12 protein-coding genes are annotated in these 17,405 nt (G+C 53.6%); all 12 read right to left on the minus strand.

Going from position 1 to position 17,405, the window contains the following annotated elements; all coding sequences use genetic code 11:
• Window positions 1-87 precede the first annotated feature (87 nt).
• The 12 genes from A2273_02415 to A2273_02470 all read right to left on the minus strand — a co-directional run bounded on the left by A2273_02415 (window position 88) and on the right by A2273_02470 (window position 17,403).
• Window positions 88-3,963 (minus strand): hypothetical protein, encoded by a 3,876-nt coding sequence (locus tag A2273_02415; protein ID OGF07344.1) that lies wholly within the window; start codon window positions 3,961-3,963, stop codon window positions 88-90.
• 28 nt (window positions 3,964-3,991) lie between these two features.
• On the minus strand, window positions 3,992-5,908 hold the full coding sequence (locus A2273_02420; GenBank protein OGF07345.1) for a hypothetical protein: 1,917 nt from the start codon (window positions 5,906-5,908) through the stop codon (window positions 3,992-3,994).
• Between the two features lie 689 nt (window positions 5,909-6,597).
• Window positions 6,598-8,325 carry an RNA polymerase sigma factor RpoD gene (locus tag A2273_02425; protein ID OGF07346.1) on the minus strand — a complete coding sequence of 576 codons (1,728 nt, stop codon included), beginning with the start codon at window positions 8,323-8,325 and terminating at the stop codon, window positions 6,598-6,600.
• A gap of 29 nt (window positions 8,326-8,354) precedes the next feature.
• The gene (locus A2273_02430) at window positions 8,355-10,145 is read right to left on the minus strand and encodes a DNA primase (GenBank protein ID OGF07347.1); all 1,791 of its coding nucleotides are present in this window, start codon (window positions 10,143-10,145) and stop codon (window positions 8,355-8,357) included.
• A gap of 39 nt (window positions 10,146-10,184) precedes the next feature.
• Window positions 10,185-11,240 (minus strand): hypothetical protein, encoded by a 1,056-nt coding sequence (locus A2273_02435; GenBank protein OGF07348.1) that lies wholly within the window; start codon window positions 11,238-11,240, stop codon window positions 10,185-10,187.
• Window positions 11,241-11,269: 29 nt separating this feature from the next.
• Window positions 11,270-11,740 carry a hypothetical protein gene (locus A2273_02440; protein OGF07349.1) on the minus strand — a complete coding sequence of 157 codons (471 nt, stop codon included), beginning with the start codon at window positions 11,738-11,740 and terminating at the stop codon, window positions 11,270-11,272.
• Window positions 11,741-11,768: 28 nt separating this feature from the next.
• The gene (locus A2273_02445; protein OGF07350.1) at window positions 11,769-12,062 is read right to left on the minus strand and encodes a hypothetical protein; all 294 of its coding nucleotides are present in this window, start codon (window positions 12,060-12,062) and stop codon (window positions 11,769-11,771) included.
• Window positions 12,063-12,150: 88 nt separating this feature from the next.
• A complete protein-coding gene (locus A2273_02450; GenBank protein ID OGF07351.1) occupies window positions 12,151-12,588 on the minus strand; it encodes a hypothetical protein in 438 nt (145 codons plus the stop codon).
• Window positions 12,563-12,835, minus strand: coding sequence for a pathogenicity locus (locus tag A2273_02455; protein ID OGF08000.1), 273 nt, complete (start codon window positions 12,833-12,835; stop codon window positions 12,563-12,565). The genes A2273_02450 and A2273_02455 overlap by 26 nt, the downstream gene beginning before the upstream one ends.
• A 23-nt stretch (window positions 12,836-12,858) precedes the next feature.
• Window positions 12,859-13,788: a hypothetical protein gene (locus A2273_02460; GenBank protein OGF07352.1), complete on the minus strand. Its 930-nt coding sequence runs from the start codon at window positions 13,786-13,788 to the stop codon at window positions 12,859-12,861.
• Between the two features lie 6 nt (window positions 13,789-13,794).
• A complete protein-coding gene (locus A2273_02465; GenBank protein ID OGF07353.1) occupies window positions 13,795-14,919 on the minus strand; it encodes a hypothetical protein in 1,125 nt (374 codons plus the stop codon).
• 144 nt (window positions 14,920-15,063) lie between these two features.
• Window positions 15,064-17,403: a hypothetical protein gene (locus A2273_02470; GenBank protein ID OGF07354.1), complete on the minus strand. Its 2,340-nt coding sequence runs from the start codon at window positions 17,401-17,403 to the stop codon at window positions 15,064-15,066.
• Window positions 17,404-17,405 lie beyond the last annotated feature (2 nt).

Here is a 17,405-nt window from a genome sequence, read left to right on the forward strand (position 1 = left end):
TTCGCCTCATACAGAATTTATTTTTAGCAAACCAATGATAAAAAGGGACAGGCCCAGGCCTGTCCCTTTTTTGGTTTTAATAAAAAATCACCTGAGCAGGGTCAGTCGCTTCATGAAATTGGACTGGCCGATCTTTAGGTTGACAAAATATACCCCGGTGGACAGTTTTCGGCCATTATCATCGGACCCGTCCCAGCCGGCCTCATAGGAGCCGGAACCCTTGAGGCCCAAATTCCTGGTGTGGACGGCCTGCCCAACGATATTATAGACGGTCAGATTGACCTCGGCATTGCCTGGGCCCACCTGATAGCATATTCTGGCAGAGGAGCTGAACGGACTGGGGCCGCAGGAGATAAGCCTTGATAGCAAAGAAGCAGGAGTTCCGCTGGCCACCATCACCGGCCCATAATAAGCAATACTTCCGTCGTCATCGATCTGGGCCAGGCGGTAATAATATTGAGCATTATATCCGGCGTTGTTATCGATCCATTGATACTGGTGGGGCTGGCCGTAGGCTTCGATCTCGCCAGTTAAACGATAGGGGCCTGCCGAGAGGGTCGATCTCTCTATCCTCCAGCTATCGGTGGCGGATTCATAGGATGTGATCCATTTAAGCACCACCTTCCCGTTCTCCAATGCCCCGGCAAACGAAGCCAGCTGCACCGGCAGGGGGTTGGCGGCGTCGCTGACCGTCCAGGCCGAGAACGAGGTCACGTTTTCGGTGATGGACCTGCTGGAGGAAGCATCCTGGGGGCTGAAGGCTACGGTCCAGGTGCTCCCGCCGTCCAGGCTCTTCCACAGCTGTGCGGTGGTCAGATCCCGGCCGTTATCGTCGTCGGAAACCCAGGACAGCGTCAGGCTCCTTCCGCCGGATGGTGGGTTGTCGGAGGTGATGTTCCATTTGCGGGCGATGCTGGTGTCGGCGTCGGCTCCGGTTATGCTGGCCACCGCCTGGCCGGCCGTTCCCGAGATGCGGGTCAGGTTGACCGTCCCCAGATCATCGGCCCCCGAGTTTAGCGACACCCCTGCCCCGCCGAAGCTGGAGCTCCCGGTGCCCACCGCCCTTGAGGTCAGCAGTTTCCCGATCACGTAGCGGCCTGCCTGTTCCCCGCTTAGGGTGGCGCTGGAGCCCAGGATCAGCGAGTCGATCCCGGTGTTCAGGTTGCCGTTATTCAAAGTCAATGAACTTTCGACCGTAGTAGTGGTATCCATGGTAACGTTGTTCGAGTTGTTGATTCTGATGTTGGGCATCACTGTCAGCAGCTCCTGGCGGGTATGCTGGGCGGATGTCCCGGCATATTCCAGGGTGGCCCCGTTGGCATACTGCAGAACACCGGCCACGCCGTGCCCCAGATAATAGCTGCTCCTGAACACCGCTCCGTTGTTGACCAGTATGCTGTCCCCGGCGATGCTCGATCCGTAAAGTTCCAATATGCCGTCCACTGCTATTCTGCGGCAGGTGGCCGAGCCGGACGAGGTGCGGGATATGTTTCGGGCTATCAGCGAGGCTCCTGTCGCCACCGAGAGGGTCCCGGTGGAAACCAGGCCCGAGTCGGCCCGGACGTCCCCCCCCCTGAAAACGCCGGAGGACATGATGATATCGGCGGCCTTGATGTTCTTGGAGGACGTCCCGGTGTCACCGGGGGCCAGGGCCACCTCCATCCGCCACCTGGTGCCGTAGGCTCCCCAGTTGTCGCCGAACAGGATCCGGGCGCCGCCCACGAATCTGAGTCGTCCCGAGTTGCAGCGGATCAGATAATCGTTCAGGGTCACACCGTCGGCGTTGAGCATCCCATGGACCGCCAGGGTGTAATTGTCGATGTCCAGCCTGGTCCCGTAATTGGCCCCCAGAAAAGTGGCGTTTTTGCAGGAGCCATCGGCATCGACGGTGATGGTGTCGCTGCTCCGGATGATTATGTTATTGGTGGAACAGGGCGGCTGGCTGGCGGCTCCCCAGACGGTCCCGTTGTAAGTCTCCCATGACGAAAGGTCCGTCCAGGTCCCGGTCTTCAGCGACCGGTAATCCCCGGCATCGAAATGCTCGGTGGTCAGCTGGCTGTCGACCGCCGGGCTTAAGGTCAGGTAATTCTCCGTGCCCCCCGAGCCATTGTACTCATATATTGCAAAATGATAGGTGGTGTTGGGGGCCAACCCCAGGATTGTGTCGCAGTTCCCGCTACCGGAGTAAACGGTATAGTTCCCGGTGCCGATCTCCTGTCCCATCAGATATGTGGAGCTGGGGAAATAACTGTTGCCATCCACCGGATCGGCGTCCACCGGGCTGCCCTGCTGGATCAGCACTATCCGGGCGCTGCCATTGCCGTTGGTCCAGCTGATGATCAGCTGGTTCTCGGAGACTTCGCTGAAGACGATATTGCTGGCCTGAACGCTGGGCGCCCCGCCGATGGCTCCAAAGCTGATGGTGGTGTCCGGAGCCAGGCCGGAGGCCGAGGCCTCGATGGTCAGGCCGGACTCGGCCAGGTCGTACTGCAGGTCGCTCCAGGCCCTTAATCCCGAAGCCAGGCTCTGGGTCAGTCCGGCTGCCGAGGTCAGATTTCCCGTCCCGCCCAGCAGGGTCAGAGTGGTGCTATTGGTCGCATCCAGATCGCGGTTGCCGTTGCCGTCGGCTGCCTCAACCGATAACCCAAAGTCGACACTGACGTCAACTGAAGCTGGAGGTTCTGAAGAAATGTTGAGCCTGGTGGCTGTCACAGTGATGGCATTGTTGGAAGCGCCGGATTCCACCGCCGTGCCAGCGCCGCTGGCGAAGGGGGTGCCGGCGGCGTCCACCGTGAAGCTGGTTCGGTCCACCTTGAGGGCCAGGTTGTTGTTGTCGATGGTGGCCTTGAGCGCGCCCAGGTCGCCCTTAAGCCAAAGCTTCAATTGATATGTCTTGCTGCCGTTATCTGTCACTTCGCCCAGTTTGCCTGCTGAATGGTCGATGCCGGAGAAGACGATGCTGTCGGCATAGATCGTGCCCGAGGACGAATCGGCCGAACCGTCGAACAGCTTTACCCCGTCAATCACGCCCGACCAATTGATTATATCGTTCCCGGTCCCTTTGGCAATGATGATCTTTTCGATCAAAGTATTTAAGGCGTCGCCCCCGGTGGAATCATCCTTGACCCGGAAATCGAAATTAAGCACCTTCTCGGCATCGCTGTCCAACAGGGCCGAAATTGAGGCCGGCTCGGCGCCCGCACCGATGCTGACGTCGGAGCCTCCGGAGACGGCAGGAACAATATCCGTCCATGAGGTGCCGATCCGAATACCGTCCACCGTGATCCTCTGGGCGGCGTTATACTGCCGCAAAGCGATGGTACCCAGTTCGGCAGCATCGGCGCCCACGGCACCTATGGGGCCGATGGCGGGGGTGGCCGGCTCCGAGGACGGGACCCCCGATGATATCACATAAAGGCACAGGCTGTCGTTGGTGGTCGATCCAGTATAGAACGTGTACTTCAAGACAACCAGGTATGTGGTGCCGTAGGAATAATTGTTATCTGTGTAGACTGCCGTCTCGGTGGTTTTCTGCAACCCGAATTCGAGATTGCTTCCGGCATCGTTAGTCACGTTGACCCGTCCCAGAAAGGTCGTTCCAATCGGATTGGGACCCAAATGCAGGAAATATCCCGTTGGAGCGCCGCCCGACGCCACATTGACCAGAAATGACGCATAGACCGATCCGCTGGTTATCCCCGCATCAAAGGTGCGGCTCACATCTTCCCCAGTGCTGTCCACCGAGGCGGCGTTGCCGATGCCAGAGGAGGCGTAGTCGGTATAGCTAAGGCCCCCCGAAGACACCGTAATGGGGTTAGAACCAGCGCTGCTGTGAGCGGTCCATCCGTTATCGGTCAGATTGGTGCCGGCGGTATAATCGAAATTATCTACCAGCAATTGCCCTTGGGCATACGGGGTCAGCATCAAACCGCCCAATATGGCCATCAACACATATTTTTTCATCTCCCGGGCCTCCCAGTTATTGTATTTATCATTTTATAAGTATGACCCTGCCATGCTGTTCGCTGCCGCCGGCCGCCAGCCTGAAGAAATACACTCCTGCCGGACAGGCCTTCCCGTCCTCTCCCCGGCCGTTCCAGTTGAAATAATTCTGTCCGGCCGGTCCATTGTTTTCAGAGAAAGCCCTTACCAACCGTCCGGATACATTATAGATGTCCAGTTTTACAGAACCGGACTGAGGCAAATTATATCGAAAAGTTATATTGCTTTTAAAGGGGTTGGGGCTGCAGTTCACCCATCCGCCCGGATCATTTCCGGAAATACCCGGAGTTGCCGCGGCCCTCACTGGGCCATAAACAGCCGAGTCGCCGTTGATGTCCTTTTCCAGCAGACGATAGTAATAATCAACCCCCGTCAACACGTTCCTGTCGGTCCAACCGTAGTTGTGGATCTCGTTGCTGTTGCCGGCCGTCGGCAGGGAAACCATCAATTGGTAATAATTTAAAGAATCCAGAGACCGCCAGACCTGCCATTGGTAGCTGTTGATCTCGCTGGCGGTGACCCACTTAAGCGTGATCTGGCCCGGCTCGCCCAGGGCGGTGAAATAGGCCAGCTCCACGCCCAAAGGATCGTTGGGGTTGGCCCCGCCGGGAGTGCCATAGGTGGCAGTGGTGCCGTTGGCGGCGTCTCCGTACCAGCTGGCGGGCAGGGTCCCGCTGGAAAACGGACGGCTGCGGTACTGGCAATAGTAAGTTCCAAAGGTGATCGTTGAATCCACCAAAGCGTTGCCGGCATCCCGCAGACTGAAGGTTTCTCCGCCGTTCAATATCAAAGAGCCGACCAGGTTATAGGGAATACTGTAATAGTTGGACCAATTGCCGGTTGATGACCGAACCACGACGAAGTACCCGCCGGCTGTAATCTGGTCGCTTGCTCCAAAGGTGGTGGTATATGCGCTGCCATACTGCCTCAGTTGCCATCCGTTTAAACTGACCGTACCGGCAGTGTTGTTATATAATTCCACGTATTCATTCAAGTATCCGGGGATTGAACTGTTTTGTTCGTTCACTTCATTTATCACCACGGTGAACCCGCCGGCCGCCGTGGTGGCAAAGGTATTGTCCCCGGAATAGGTGGGTCCGTTGTTCATGGGATCGGTGGAGGAAACCTTGTAATGATAGGTGGTTGAAGCCGCAAGGCCGGAAAGTTCCACCGAATGGCTGGTGACATCGCTTTCGTTCTTTGCCGTGTCGGAGTAAGTGGTGGTCAGGCCGTAGTAGACCCAGGAATTGGAGGCCTCGTCGGTGGTCCAATTAACCGTGGCCGAGGAGGAGGTGATACCATTGACTGTGGGTCCGGAGGCGATTACCGGGGCGGTGACATCGTCATTGTCGCCCAGGGTCAGGGTGAGGACGCTGTCGGCGCCGATGGCGGCGCTGCTGCCGCCGGAAACGTTCCGCAGCTTGAATATCAGGGTCTCGGTGCCCTCCTCTAGGGCATCATCTGTGATGGTGATGCTTACGTTCTGGTTGGCCGAAGATCCCGCCGGAAAGCTTAGGGTCTGGGTGGTGTAACTGTTGATGTCTGCCGCGGTGCCGGATCCTCCGGTCAGTACAACTTGCACCGAGGTGGCGCTGCCGGCGCTGGGCGCGGAGATGGAGACCGCAATGTTGAAGGGGGCGTCCCCCTCTGCCTTGGTCACCGAAGTGGCGGCGAAATACACGCTGGTGTTCAGATATTCCGGGAAGTAGCAGCGGTCCACCAGCGAGCTGTCTATCACAAAGGGGTTGGGCTTGTTCTGCTGGTAGGCGGCTATCAGCCAAGTCCTCGTTTTTTCCAGGGCATCCGATGGGTCGGTAAGATGCCAATTCCGTAATGTATATTTCTGCCCTGTCCACCAAGCCAAGGTCGTATCGGGCAGTTGATACATAGTCAGCATGTAGAACATGGCTCGAGCTGTATTGCCTTTCTGAATTTCCCGCGGTTCGCAACTGGGCGTTCCAACGTTCAGGTTTACTTCAGCATAGCCGTCAATATTTGAAGACGGGATAGATGTGCTTCTTTCAATATTCTTGTAGTACCAGTACTGGGTGCTGGCGTCAGATATTTCGGCAAAAGGAGAAGCACCCCTGTCAGCATTGACCAGTTGCCTGGTGGGGAACAGATGATGCATATCACCTGTGGGATTTGGCGTCTGTGAAGTATTTAATAAACTCTGGGGCCACGTATGTTCACAATTTATATCATTGGCAAGCGCCTCATCATCCGGATCCTGCCCCGGTTGCATATAGATGATATAACCGCTGTAAACACATTCTAAACTGTCATTGGCGGTCAAGTATATTTCACCGAACAGGGTATCTCTAGGGTCTGGTGATCCTGCATATGCAAGTATTCTGGTGCTTTTGTAATATTTCCGCAATGAGTCTATCAGCGGGCGGCCGGTGACCCCAGGGAAAAGCTCGGCCGCCGATACCGAACCAAACGCCATCGCAAAAATAGCTATCGCTGTGAGTAATTTTTTCATTTTACTTTATTCATTGGATCAAATTTTAGGCGGCAGCCACGCTGGCTACCGCCTATTTATAACACAAAACCCTGCCCCTGTCAATTAAGATTGTATTAAATATTTTCGGGCTAGATCACGTCGGAGAAGCCCTCCAGACGCTTGCTGCGGGAGGGATGGCGCAGCTTGCGCAGGGCCTTGACCTCTATCTGGCGCACCCTCTCCCGGGTGACGTTGAAAATGGCCCCCACCTCCTCCAGGGTCCTTGGACAGCCGTCGTTGAGGCCGAACCTCAGGCGGATGATGGATTCCTCCCGCTTGGAGAGGGTGGCCAGCACCTTCTCGATCTGGTCCCGCAGCATCAGAAAGTTGGCGGTGCGGGCCGGGGACTTGGCCGAAGCGTCCTCGATGAAATCGCCGAAGACGGTGTCCTCGTCGTCCCCGATGGGCTTGTCCAGGGAGATCGGCTCCTGGGCCACTTTGATTATGGAGCGCACCTTGTCGAACGGCAGCTCCATGTGCTCGGCGATCTCGTGGCTGGTGGGCTCCCGGCCGTACTCCTGGACCAGCTTGCGGGAGGCCTTGGAGACCTTGTTGATGGCCTCGATCATGTGCACCGGAACCCGGATGGTACGGGCCTGGTCGGCGATGGCCCGGGTGATGGCCTGCCGGATCCACCAGGTGGCGTAGGTGGAGAACTTGTAGCCCTTGTGGTAGTCGAACTTCTCCACCGCCCGCATCAGCCCGGAGTTGCCCTCCTGGATCAGGTCCAGGAACTCCAGGCCCCGGTTGATGTAGCGTTTGGCGGTGGATATCACCAGCCTGACATTGGCCTCCACCATCTCCTTTTTGGCATAGTCCCGCTGGAACTGCATCTTTCTGACGCTGTCGGCCAGCTCCATCACCTGTTCCGGGGTGGTCCTGGCATCCTTGGCCAGGGCGGTCATTTGCTTCTGGGCAGCGTGGACCTCCTGCCAGTAGCAGAGCAGTTTGTCTTTGGGGACCTTCAGCCTGGCCTTTTCCTCTTTCTTCAGCTTCTTGCCCGATTTCAGGATCCGGGCCATCTTGTCCAGCTCCTGGACACTCAGTTTGCAATGGCCCAAAGCGCGGTCCCTCTCCTTCTGGTGGGTCTTTATCTGGAAGGACAGGCTCAGCAGGCGGTGGACCATGGAATTAAGCAATTCGTTGCTCAGCTTCAACGCCTGAAGGTTGGTCAGGATCTTCTCCCGGCGCTGGCTTATCTTTGGTCCGGCCTTCTCCTGATTCTTGAGGGCGGAGAGATACTCAACATCCTTGTAATCCCGGTGGATCCTCTTCAGCAATTGCAGGATCTTCTGCCTTTTGCGGCTGGAGGAATACTGCGGCATCCAGCCGTCGATATCGGTCTGCACCAGTTCCTCCATGGCCAGTTCATGCTTTTCGAACTGCTTGGAAAGGCGCATGAACTCCTTCATGTTGACCGGGGCCGAAAAAGACAGGCTCAGGATCTGCCTCTGGCATTCCTCTATCTTCTTGGCTATCTCGATCTCCTTCTCCCGGTCCAGCAGGGGGACCCGCCCGATCTCATGCAGGTACATCCTCACCGGATCGTCGAAGCGCAGCCCGACGGGCACTTCCGCCGCCTCCTCCTCTTTGCCCTTGGCCTTCTCCCGCGCCTCCTTGATCTGGTTCCACTCCTCTTCGGAATTGACCACCTCCACGCCGGTCTGGGCCAGCATCATGATGAAATTCTCCAGCTCCTCAGGAGAGACGATATCCTCGGGCAGCATTTCGTTCAGCTTCTGGTAGGTGATAAACCCCTGGGCCTTGCCGAAACTGATTATCTGCTTGATCTTCTTCTTGATGTTGCGGTCCTCCATGGCCTCTCCTAATAATTGGTTATATATACTTATTGCTTATTTTCGTCTGTTTTGAGTATTTTTCGCTTTGGGGTTAAATCCCTAAATTCATTTAATAGTTTGTTTTCCAAAATAACATCCCCGGTGTTTTTTACTTTTATCAATTCTTTCATTATAGCCTCTCGCCTGGGCTTAAGTTTCAACTGACGCATTGTATCTATACAATCAAACAACGATTTATCATCCACTTCTGCACTATCTAGCGAATCATCTTGCGTTTCTTTATCCGCCAGAGCATCTAAAAGAAGGGTTTGCTCTTCGTTGCTTTCAAATTTTAGAACAATGTTGGCACCATCTATCTTTCCCTTATCTTGGTAAATTGCCTCAAGTTTTTTAAGAAGGTTTGTCAATATTTCTGAAGTTAATTTTTGTTCTGATAATTCTTGTAAAATTATTACGATTTTTTCAGGCCTTCGTAATAAGATAGAGAGTATTTGTTTTTCATATTTATTTTCACTATTGACTTCTTGTCCTAAGCTCGTAAAGGATGGCTTTAGACCATCTTTCTTTTGAATAAGCTCAATCACAAAATTTTCTTCTATACCGGTAGATTCTGCAATTTCTTTTCTATAATAATTTTTCCTCACCGGGTCGGACACCAGGGCCAGCAGGTTCAAAAGATTGTTCACCAGGGCGCTCTTGTCGGCCACCTGGGACAGGTCGGACATCAGCCGGGCCCGCATCACCTTGAACTCGATGAAGGTGATGGCCGTTTCGATGATGGCGGCAAAGGCCTGTTCCCCCTCCCGGCGGATGGCCAGGTCCGGATCCATCTCATGAGGCAGCACCGCCACCTTGACGTCTATCCCGGCCTCCAGCAGCAGGGGGATGGCCCGGTCGGTGGCGTTCTGGCCGGCGGCATCGGGATCGTAGCATAACACCGCCTGCTTGGCGTAGCGGGATAGCAGCTTGGCCTGGTCGCTGCTTAAGGCCGTCCCCGAGGTGGCCAGAATGTTCCTGAAACCGTGCTGGTAGGGGATGATCAGGTCGAAATTGCCCTCCACCAGGATGGCCTTTCCGGCGTCCTGCACCGGGCTCTTGGCCTGGCAGAATCCGTAGAAGCCCCGCCCCTTGTGATAGATGGGCGTCTCCGGAGAGTTGAGGTATTTGGCCTGGGGATTCTGCTCCAGGCTGCGCCCGCCAAACCCGATCACCCGGCCGCTCAGGGAGAATATGGGAAATATTATCCGGTGCCGGAACCGGTCGTAGTATCCGTTGCTCTCATCGCGGGCGATTATAAGTCCGGCCTCCTTCAGCAGCTGCAGGCTTAAGCCCCCTTTGCCTGCCGCCCTGATCAGGTCCTCCCAGGCGTTGGGGGCGTATCCCAGCCGGAAAAATTCTATGGACTGGTCGCTGATGCCGCGGTTCTTGAGATATTCCCGGGCGGCGGTCCCGATGCCGGAGGCCAGTCGCTCCTGGAAGAATTTGGCGGCGAACTCGTTGGCCTGGTATAAAAGGTCGTGGGCCCCTTCCTTATAGTCGTCGGAGGTGGGCAAAGTTATGTTGGCCCGCTTGGCCAGGGTCCTTAAGGCCTCGATGAAGGAGACCTTGTCATGCTCCATCAGAAAGGAAATGACGTTGCCGCCCTTGCCGCAGCCGAAGCAATGCCAGATCTGCTTGACCGGGGTCACCACGAAGGAGGGGGTCCGTTCCTGATGGAAGGGGCACAGGGCCTTGTAGGTGCTGCCGGTCTTCTTAAGCGACAGATACTGCCCCAGCACCTCCACCACGTCGTTGGACTGCCGGACCTCGTCGATTATTTCCTCGGGGATGCGCGCCATTACGGTTTGAAAATATGAACGGTTGAGTTATTTTATATATCAGTCTTCTGAAGTGCGCACTTCAAGCACATATTTAACAAGTCCTTCAAGTGATTCACGCGGTAAGCCGTAGATTATTATTGGATTTTTGGGCAACCACATTTCATAAATAATATATTCATTAAGCATCCCTTTATTGACCGCCTCGATAAGTGTAATTGCCGCAGGATCTGTAACATTTGCTTTTGGCTTAAAATATCTTTGCTGGGAATCGCTGCTATCAATTTCTGCGTTTGCTGTAATAAAATTAAGTAAATATTCCTTTTCTTCACTTGTGTCTATTTTGACAGTTTTTTTATCGGCTTTATTTTTAGTAGAATATCCTGGCTCATATTCTCTAACTGCTTTTGCTACAGCATAGCCCAGCCAAGTCTCGTCGGTTTCTATATAAACCGTTTTCTTGTTTTTTCTGATATTGCATTGTGGTACAAATCGCCAAATGTTGTATTCTTTGTTGTATTTTTTGCATATTTTTTGATAATTTAATTCAAGAAATTTAAAACTTCGATTCAATAACATTGCTGTAGCATATTCCTCAATACACTTTTTCCCGTAACTATTATCAGCATTGGCCATATCTGAATAACACTTGCCAAGCGACATATGGGTTAACCAATTATTATAATTAGCTTTCAATGCTTTATTATACCAACCTATCGCTTCATTATATTTATTTTCCTTTTGATAAGTTTCCCCCAAATATGTCAATATCTTTGAATCCATCGAATCAATGGCCAGCATTTCGATGCACAAAGCACGCACCTTTTCATTATTTTTGTTTTTGTAATTTGCTTCAACCGCTTCTAACAATTTCTTGGATTCAGAACTTCGTTTATAGAATACAATCTCTATTCCATTTTTCTTCTCTATTGCTTTTGTATCAGCTGAAATAGGCAATGGGGGTGTTGCTGTATCTTGCACAGTTTCCTTAAGTTCGGAAATTGTATATGTAAATTTTGAGTTTTCCATAATGTCATAGAACTCTTTAAAACTGTGCTCTTGTTGTGTAAAAACTTGTGAAGTTATAGCACAAAGGACCCATATTGCTAATTTCATACTAGACTCCAAAATAGATATTAGATGTTTTATTTTTGGATCTGCTTAACAAACTCGTCCAGCCGGGCATCGCTCTCCGGCTTTCCGGCCTCGCGGGCCTTGACGGTCAATTTGGCCGCCGCCGTCTGGCCGGAAAGCGATTCCATCTCATTGAATGTGTTCTGGTCCCCGGAGCCGCCCAGGGTGCAGAACAGGGCCAGCTTTTTGATCCGGTCCTTGTTCCGGCCGATATAGGTCCGGATGGCGCAGGCCATGTTGCCGGCCCACACCGGGGTTCCTACGACCACCAGGTCGTATTGGGCCGGATCCTTTTTGGTTTCGGCGATATCAGCCGGGATCCGTTTCATGGCATCGCGCCCGGCCTTGAGGTATTCCCATGCCCCTTGGCGGTCCTTGAGGTCTATGATCTCTTCGGTGTCTGCCTGGATCTTTGAAGCGATGGCCTGGCCGATCTTTTTAGTGATGCCTGTGCGGGAGTAATAAATTACTAAGGTTTTCATATCAACCTGTGGTATTTATATTATCTGGTTACCTTCTTTTATTGCGATTCGAAGGACGATGACCCCCGTGGCCCTTTTCCTGGGGACGGGCTTCTTTGACGAATATGGCCTTGCCCTTGAGGGCCACCCGGCCGTTCAGATTGTCTATGGCCGCCAGGGCCTCGGATTTCACCGGCATCTCCACAAAGGCAAAGCCGCGGGGCTGGCCGCTGTATCGGTCCATCACAAAGGCCACTGATGTCACCTGGCCGAACTTCTCAAAGACCTCCTTCAGTTCGGCCTCGGTCATTTCCTTGGCCAGGTTTCCTGCAAATAAATTCATCGTCTCTCCTCAATATATAGTGATTGTGATTGGTTTGCATCCCCATAAGACATAATGCTAAATTTGTGGATTGTGGTTGGTTATAATTTCAATTATCATCCCCCGGACTGACCATTATCTCCTGCTTGCCGTACTTGGCGTGCACCTGCCATTTCTGGCCCAGGGCTTTCAGAATGCTGAGGCCCCCGGTGGTTATCAGCACCACCCCGCCGGCCAGCAGTATCCACAGCTTGCTGGTGGGCTCGGGAGAGGCAATGGAAGCGGCTATCAGCCAGATCCCCACTCCGGACAGGCCCATCCCGGTCAATATCTGGGAGATCTCCTTCCAGCTCGCCTTCCCGGTCCGCCCGGCCCGTCGGATAAGGGACACCGCCGACACCAGGTCGCTTTCGGTTATCCCCAGGTTGGCATCGTCGGTGAAATGAAAGGGCAGCCGGTCGCGGTAGGATTTTAAAGCCCTGTCCAGCCAGCCGGGATCGGAGGTGCGGATGATGGCCGGGCTATCCTCTTTTTTTATTATCGACAATCCCATCTTTCCAGTTCCACCATTTTAAAAGTTTCGGATCGTGTTTCCCGGCCGAGGCGTACTGGACCGCACAGCGGTAAACGTAGAGCAGGCAGCGGTCAAGCTGCTTCCCGGCCTGGTGGCAGGACTGCAGGTACAGCCTCTCCGGGTCCCGGCCCTTGAGGTCGGAGACTTTGCGGATCCCCAGCTGGTGCAGGTCCTGGGCGATGCTGGGTCCTACGCCGGGAATGGATTTTAAGTCTTTAATATTTATATTTGTCATATACATAACTATATAATATCCTCGGGAATAATAGCAGTATAAGGATTATCTCTTAAATATTTTTCTTGTTGCTTTGTAATATGCGCTACTCTTTGAACCAAAACATGATTAAGGATATCCTCTTTTGCCCTTTTATTTTGTATACCTCGAGCACCATTACCTTCATGTATTATTACCTCCCACTCACCTGGCCAATCACTACAATCAGGATGCAATTTCAAGACAACAGGCTTTTCATAGCTTTTTAAATAATGCTCATATAAAGAAAAGAAAGATTCATAATAGGCAAGGGCTTTCATTGCTAATTCTTCAACTTGAAATATTTTATATATACCATTTTTCTTTGAATTGAATAATCTCATCTCATCTTTATGAATTGTATAATCTGAATGATATGTTGCATTTCTTATATCCTGATCCCAAATATCTTTATATATTTTGACCGCATCAAAATATTTAGTGCCTGAAGCCCACTTTTTAATTTGAATTATTTTTTCATTAGGGGTTTGAGGTCTTGATTTATTATTATTTTTATTTATTATATTTGGGAATATATTAACACTATAGCGCTCCCCGTTGGCAACACAAATCAAATTGCCAATTACCTCATATATTGACGACGCTTCAAGAATTGAACAGTATGTCCAAAGTTTCAAATGAAATTTTATTAATTTATTTTCTATTTTGTTATGAACATCAACAATTTCAGGAATAATTATTTTGATTGTATCCATAGTATCCCAGCCGGGATCCATCTGCCCCTTAATATTAAAAATACTAAACAGAAATTCAAACTCACATTTATCTTTCGCTGAAGCAAATATAATATCAAGTAAGTTTATATATTTTAAAAAATACTCACAAAAACGCAAGTTATCTTTATCATTCTCGTTGTCAGTTATTGACCATAGACCATGACTATCTTTTTTTAAATTCATTTCAAATCACCATTTCTTGATATAACACCTTCTCCGCTTGTGCTGCCGGGATTCGAAATACTTCCAGTGGCTCTGCACCTTGACGTTCTCCTCCAACTCGATGTTGGTCTCGGCCGAGATCACCCCGTTCTTCATGGCCGAGCGGCACATCTCGGTCATCAGCAGGGCGTCGGCCCCCTTGCCCTGCAGATCTGGCCTTATGGCGCCCAGATAAAGATCGATCTGTTTGTTCTTTTTGCTGACCGCTTTGAGCAGATGGATGAACCCGAAGGGGAACAGCCGTCCCTTGGCCTTTTGCAGGGCTTTTGACAATGATGGCATGCCGATCACGAATCCGGCTACTTTATTGCTTGAGTCAAGCAGGATCTTGGTATAATCCGGCATGATGAACGAAAAATACTGCTTGATGTACATGGCGATCTGTTTCTCGTTCAGGGGGACGAAGGCATAGATGGGGGCAAAGGCGCTGTTCAATACCTCGAACATCTCATGGGCATAGGGCAGCAGATCCTTGGCTTTTTTAGCGTTTAAAACTTTGACCCCGGCTTTCTGCATCACGATCTTGGCTATGCGGTCGGCCTTCTCGGGTATCTCTTTGGGAACCTTGACCTCGAACTCCACCCAATCCACGTCCTTGACGTATCCCAGTTTTTCCAGCTGCCGGGGATAATAGGGGTGGTTGTAGATGGCCGCCAGGGTGCCCAGCTCGTCGAAACCCTCCACCAGCATGCCCTCGTGGTCCATGTCGGTGAAGCCCAGCGGTCCGTGGATGCCGGCCATTCCCTGTTCTTTGGCCCACTGCTCGGCGGTGCTGAAAAGAGCCCGGACCACCTCAGCGTCATCGATAAAATCCACCCAGCCGAAACGGGCATACTTGTTGCCCCATTTTTCGATGTAGCGGTGGTTGACTATCCCGGCGATCCGCCCGGCCAGTTGTCCGTCCTTGTAGGCCAGCCAGAATTTGGCGTCGCAATATTCGAAGGCGGGATTCTTCTCCTGGCGGAGGGTGTGATACTCGTCCATCAGCAGGGGGGGGATCCAGTTCCGGTTGCCTTGGTAGATGGAGAAGGGAAATTCTATGAATTTTTTCAGGTCCGCCTTGGTTGCGACCTCTTTGATCTGTACCGGCATAGCTGCCTTCGATTAGGTTTTCTATCTTGGTATTTAACTATCGTGATAAATGCGGATGATTTAATATTTTTGGACACGGATAAACACGGATCTAAAACAACTTTTTATTTCCGCCTAGATTCTCCGCTTCACAACATCTGTTTTTCATCTAAGTTCCACCACCGTCACCCCGTCCTGGCCCTCGTTCCACTCCCCCAGCCGGAAGGATCTCACCCGGGGATCCTTGGTCAGCGCCTCCTTGACCACCTGGCGCAGCACCCCGGCGCCCTTGCCGTGCACGATCCTGACCGAATTTATCCCCAGCAGCACCGCCTCGTCAAGATAGCGGTCCACCAGTTCCAGCGATTCCTCGGCCCGCATTCCCAGCAGGTGCAGCTCGGAATTGAAATGCCTCTCCTCTTCCAGCGACATTTTTACCGATCCCGAACTTTCCTCCCTGCCCCGTTGCAGGGACCTCAGCTGGCCGCTCTTCAGGGTCATCCGGATGCCGCCCACCTGAACCTTGACCTTGCCCCCGGAATCGGGCAGGGCCACCACTTCGCCCTCTTTTTGAACAGAGGGCACGTATACCGTCTGGCCCATCTCCAAAGGCTCCTTTATGGCCAGGTGGTCGTCCTTGTCCCCGGCCTCGGCGGAGGATCCCAGATCCAGCCGGGCCTCGGTGTCGCTTAGAATATTGCGGGCCTGCTTGATGCTGTCCTTGGATGCCTGTTCTTTTTTGATGCCGGCCACCGCCATCTCCGAGGCGCTGCGGGCCTGGGCCAGAATATCCCTGGCCTCCTGCTTGGCCTGCTGTTTAAGCTCCTTGAGCTCGTCCTTCAGCCCCTGTATCTTGGACTGGTATTCCTGTGACATTTTCCTGGCGGCGTCCAGTTCGTCGGCCGCCTCCCGCTCCCGCTGTTCCATCCGACGCTTGGTATCCTCGATGTCGGAGATCAGCTCCTCCAGTTTGATGGACTTGGAGTCCAGCCTGGTCCGGGCCTCGGCCACGATGCTCTCCGGCAGGCCCAACCGCGAGGCTATCTCCAGCCCGTAGCTGGCGCCGGGCAGGCCCATCATCAGGCGGTAGGTGGGCTTCAATGCCTGGCGGTCGAATTCCATGGCGGCGTTGATCATCCCCTCCCGGCTCTGGACGAAGCTCTTCAGCGCCCCGTAATGGGTGGTGGAGAGGGTCAGGCAGCCCTTGTCGGTCAGGTCCGACAGGATGGCGATGGCCAGCGACGATCCCTCGGAGGGCTCGGTGCCGGCCCCGATCTCGTCCAGCAATACCAGCGATCGCTCTCCGGCCTCCCGGACGATATTGCCTATCTGCCGCATGTGCGAGGAGAAGGTGGACAGCGACTGGGAGATGGACTGCTCGTCGCCGATGTCGGCGAACACCTCGTCGAATACCGGCAAAGCGCTGCCCTCTGCGGCCGGGACCTGCAGGCCGGACTGGTTCATCAGCACCAGCAGGCCGACCGTTTTCAGCACCACCGTCTTGCCGCCGGTGTTGGGCCCGGTGATCACCATGGTCAGCTTGCCGTCGCCCAGCTCCATGTCCAGCGGCACCGGACTTTCCAGGGCCGGGTGCCGGGCGGCAGCCACCTTCAGGTAGTTTCCCTGCGAACGCAGGGCCTGGGAGCACTGCCATTCTGAAGCCAGGCGGGCCTTGGCGATTATCAGGTCGAACTGCGATATCAGTTCCAGGTTCTGCTGGATGGGTTCGATCTCGTCCAATATTTCTTTGGAGAATTCCTGCAGGATCCTCTCCACCTCGCGCTTTTCGGCCAGGATCACCTGCCGCATCTTGTTGTTCAGTTCAACGGACACCAACGGTTCGACGAACACCGTGGCACCGGATGATGAGGTGTCGTGGACGATGCCCTTGACCTGCGATTTGGCATCGGATTTGACCGGGATCACATAGCGCCCCTCCCGAATGGTGACCACCGATTCCTGGATGGAGCCGGAGGAGGCGTTCATGATACTTTCCAGCTTGTCATAGATCCTGACCCGCAGGGCCTCCTGGTCGCGCCGCAGGTGGTACAGGGTGTCGCTGGCCCGGTCGGCCACCCGCCCGTCCGGCTCGATGGATCTGGTGATCCGATCCTCCAGCACCTTGTAGGCCCGGAAGCCTGAGGCCAGAGCGTCTAAAAGCGGGTAATCCTCCTTGCGCAGGCTCAGGGTGGACTTGATCCGGCGGGCCACCTCCAGATGGCGCCCCAGCTGCAGCAGCTCCAACGGCTCGATGATGGCCCCCTCGGCCGCCAGGGCGCCCAGGGCCGGGCGGATGTCCTGAACATTCCCGAAATCCAGCCCGATCCCGGCCTCCAGCATCTTCCTGGCCTCGGCGGTGACGGCCTGCTGTTCGGCGATCACCGCTGGGGAGGTGGACGGGGTTATGACCAAAGCCTCGGCCCGGCCATAGGGCGTTCCGGTCTTGCGGGCCAGGGCCTCCAGAACAAAGTTGAATTCTAATATTTTTAAACTATGGGCGTTCATAA

The organism is Candidatus Edwardsbacteria bacterium RifOxyA12_full_54_48 (genome assembly GCA_001777915.1).
GTDB lineage: Bacteria > Edwardsbacteria > AC1 > AC1 > EtOH8 > UBA2226.

Bases quoted from the DNA above. Each gene is read 5' to 3' on its own strand.
- A2273_02415 (OGF07344.1), bottom strand. From the start codon at position 3,963: ATGAAAAAATATGTGTTGATGGCCATATTGGGCGGTTTGATGCTGACC.
- A2273_02420 (OGF07345.1), bottom strand. From the start codon at position 5,908: ATGTTCTACATGCTGACTATGTATCAACTGCCCGATACGACCTTGGCT.
- A2273_02425 (OGF07346.1), bottom strand. From the start codon at position 8,325: ATGGAGGACCGCAACATCAAGAAGAAGATCAAGCAGATAATCAGTTTC.
- A2273_02430 (OGF07347.1), bottom strand. From the start codon at position 10,145: ATGGCGCGCATCCCCGAGGAAATAATCGACGAGGTCCGGCAGTCCAAC.
- A2273_02435 (OGF07348.1), bottom strand. From the start codon at position 11,240: ATGAAATTAGCAATATGGGTCCTTTGTGCTATAACTTCACAAGTTTTT.
- A2273_02440 (OGF07349.1), bottom strand. From the start codon at position 11,740: ATGAAAACCTTAGTAATTTATTACTCCCGCACAGGCATCACTAAAAAG.
- A2273_02445 (OGF07350.1), bottom strand. From the start codon at position 12,062: ATGAATTTATTTGCAGGAAACCTGGCCAAGGAAATGACCGAGGCCGAA.
- A2273_02460 (OGF07352.1), bottom strand. From the start codon at position 13,788: ATGAATTTAAAAAAAGATAGTCATGGTCTATGGTCAATAACTGACAAC.
- A2273_02465 (OGF07353.1), bottom strand. From the start codon at position 14,919: ATGCCGGTACAGATCAAAGAGGTCGCAACCAAGGCGGACCTGAAAAAA.
- A2273_02470 (OGF07354.1), bottom strand. From the start codon at position 17,403: ATGAACGCCCATAGTTTAAAAATATTAGAATTCAACTTTGTTCTGGAG.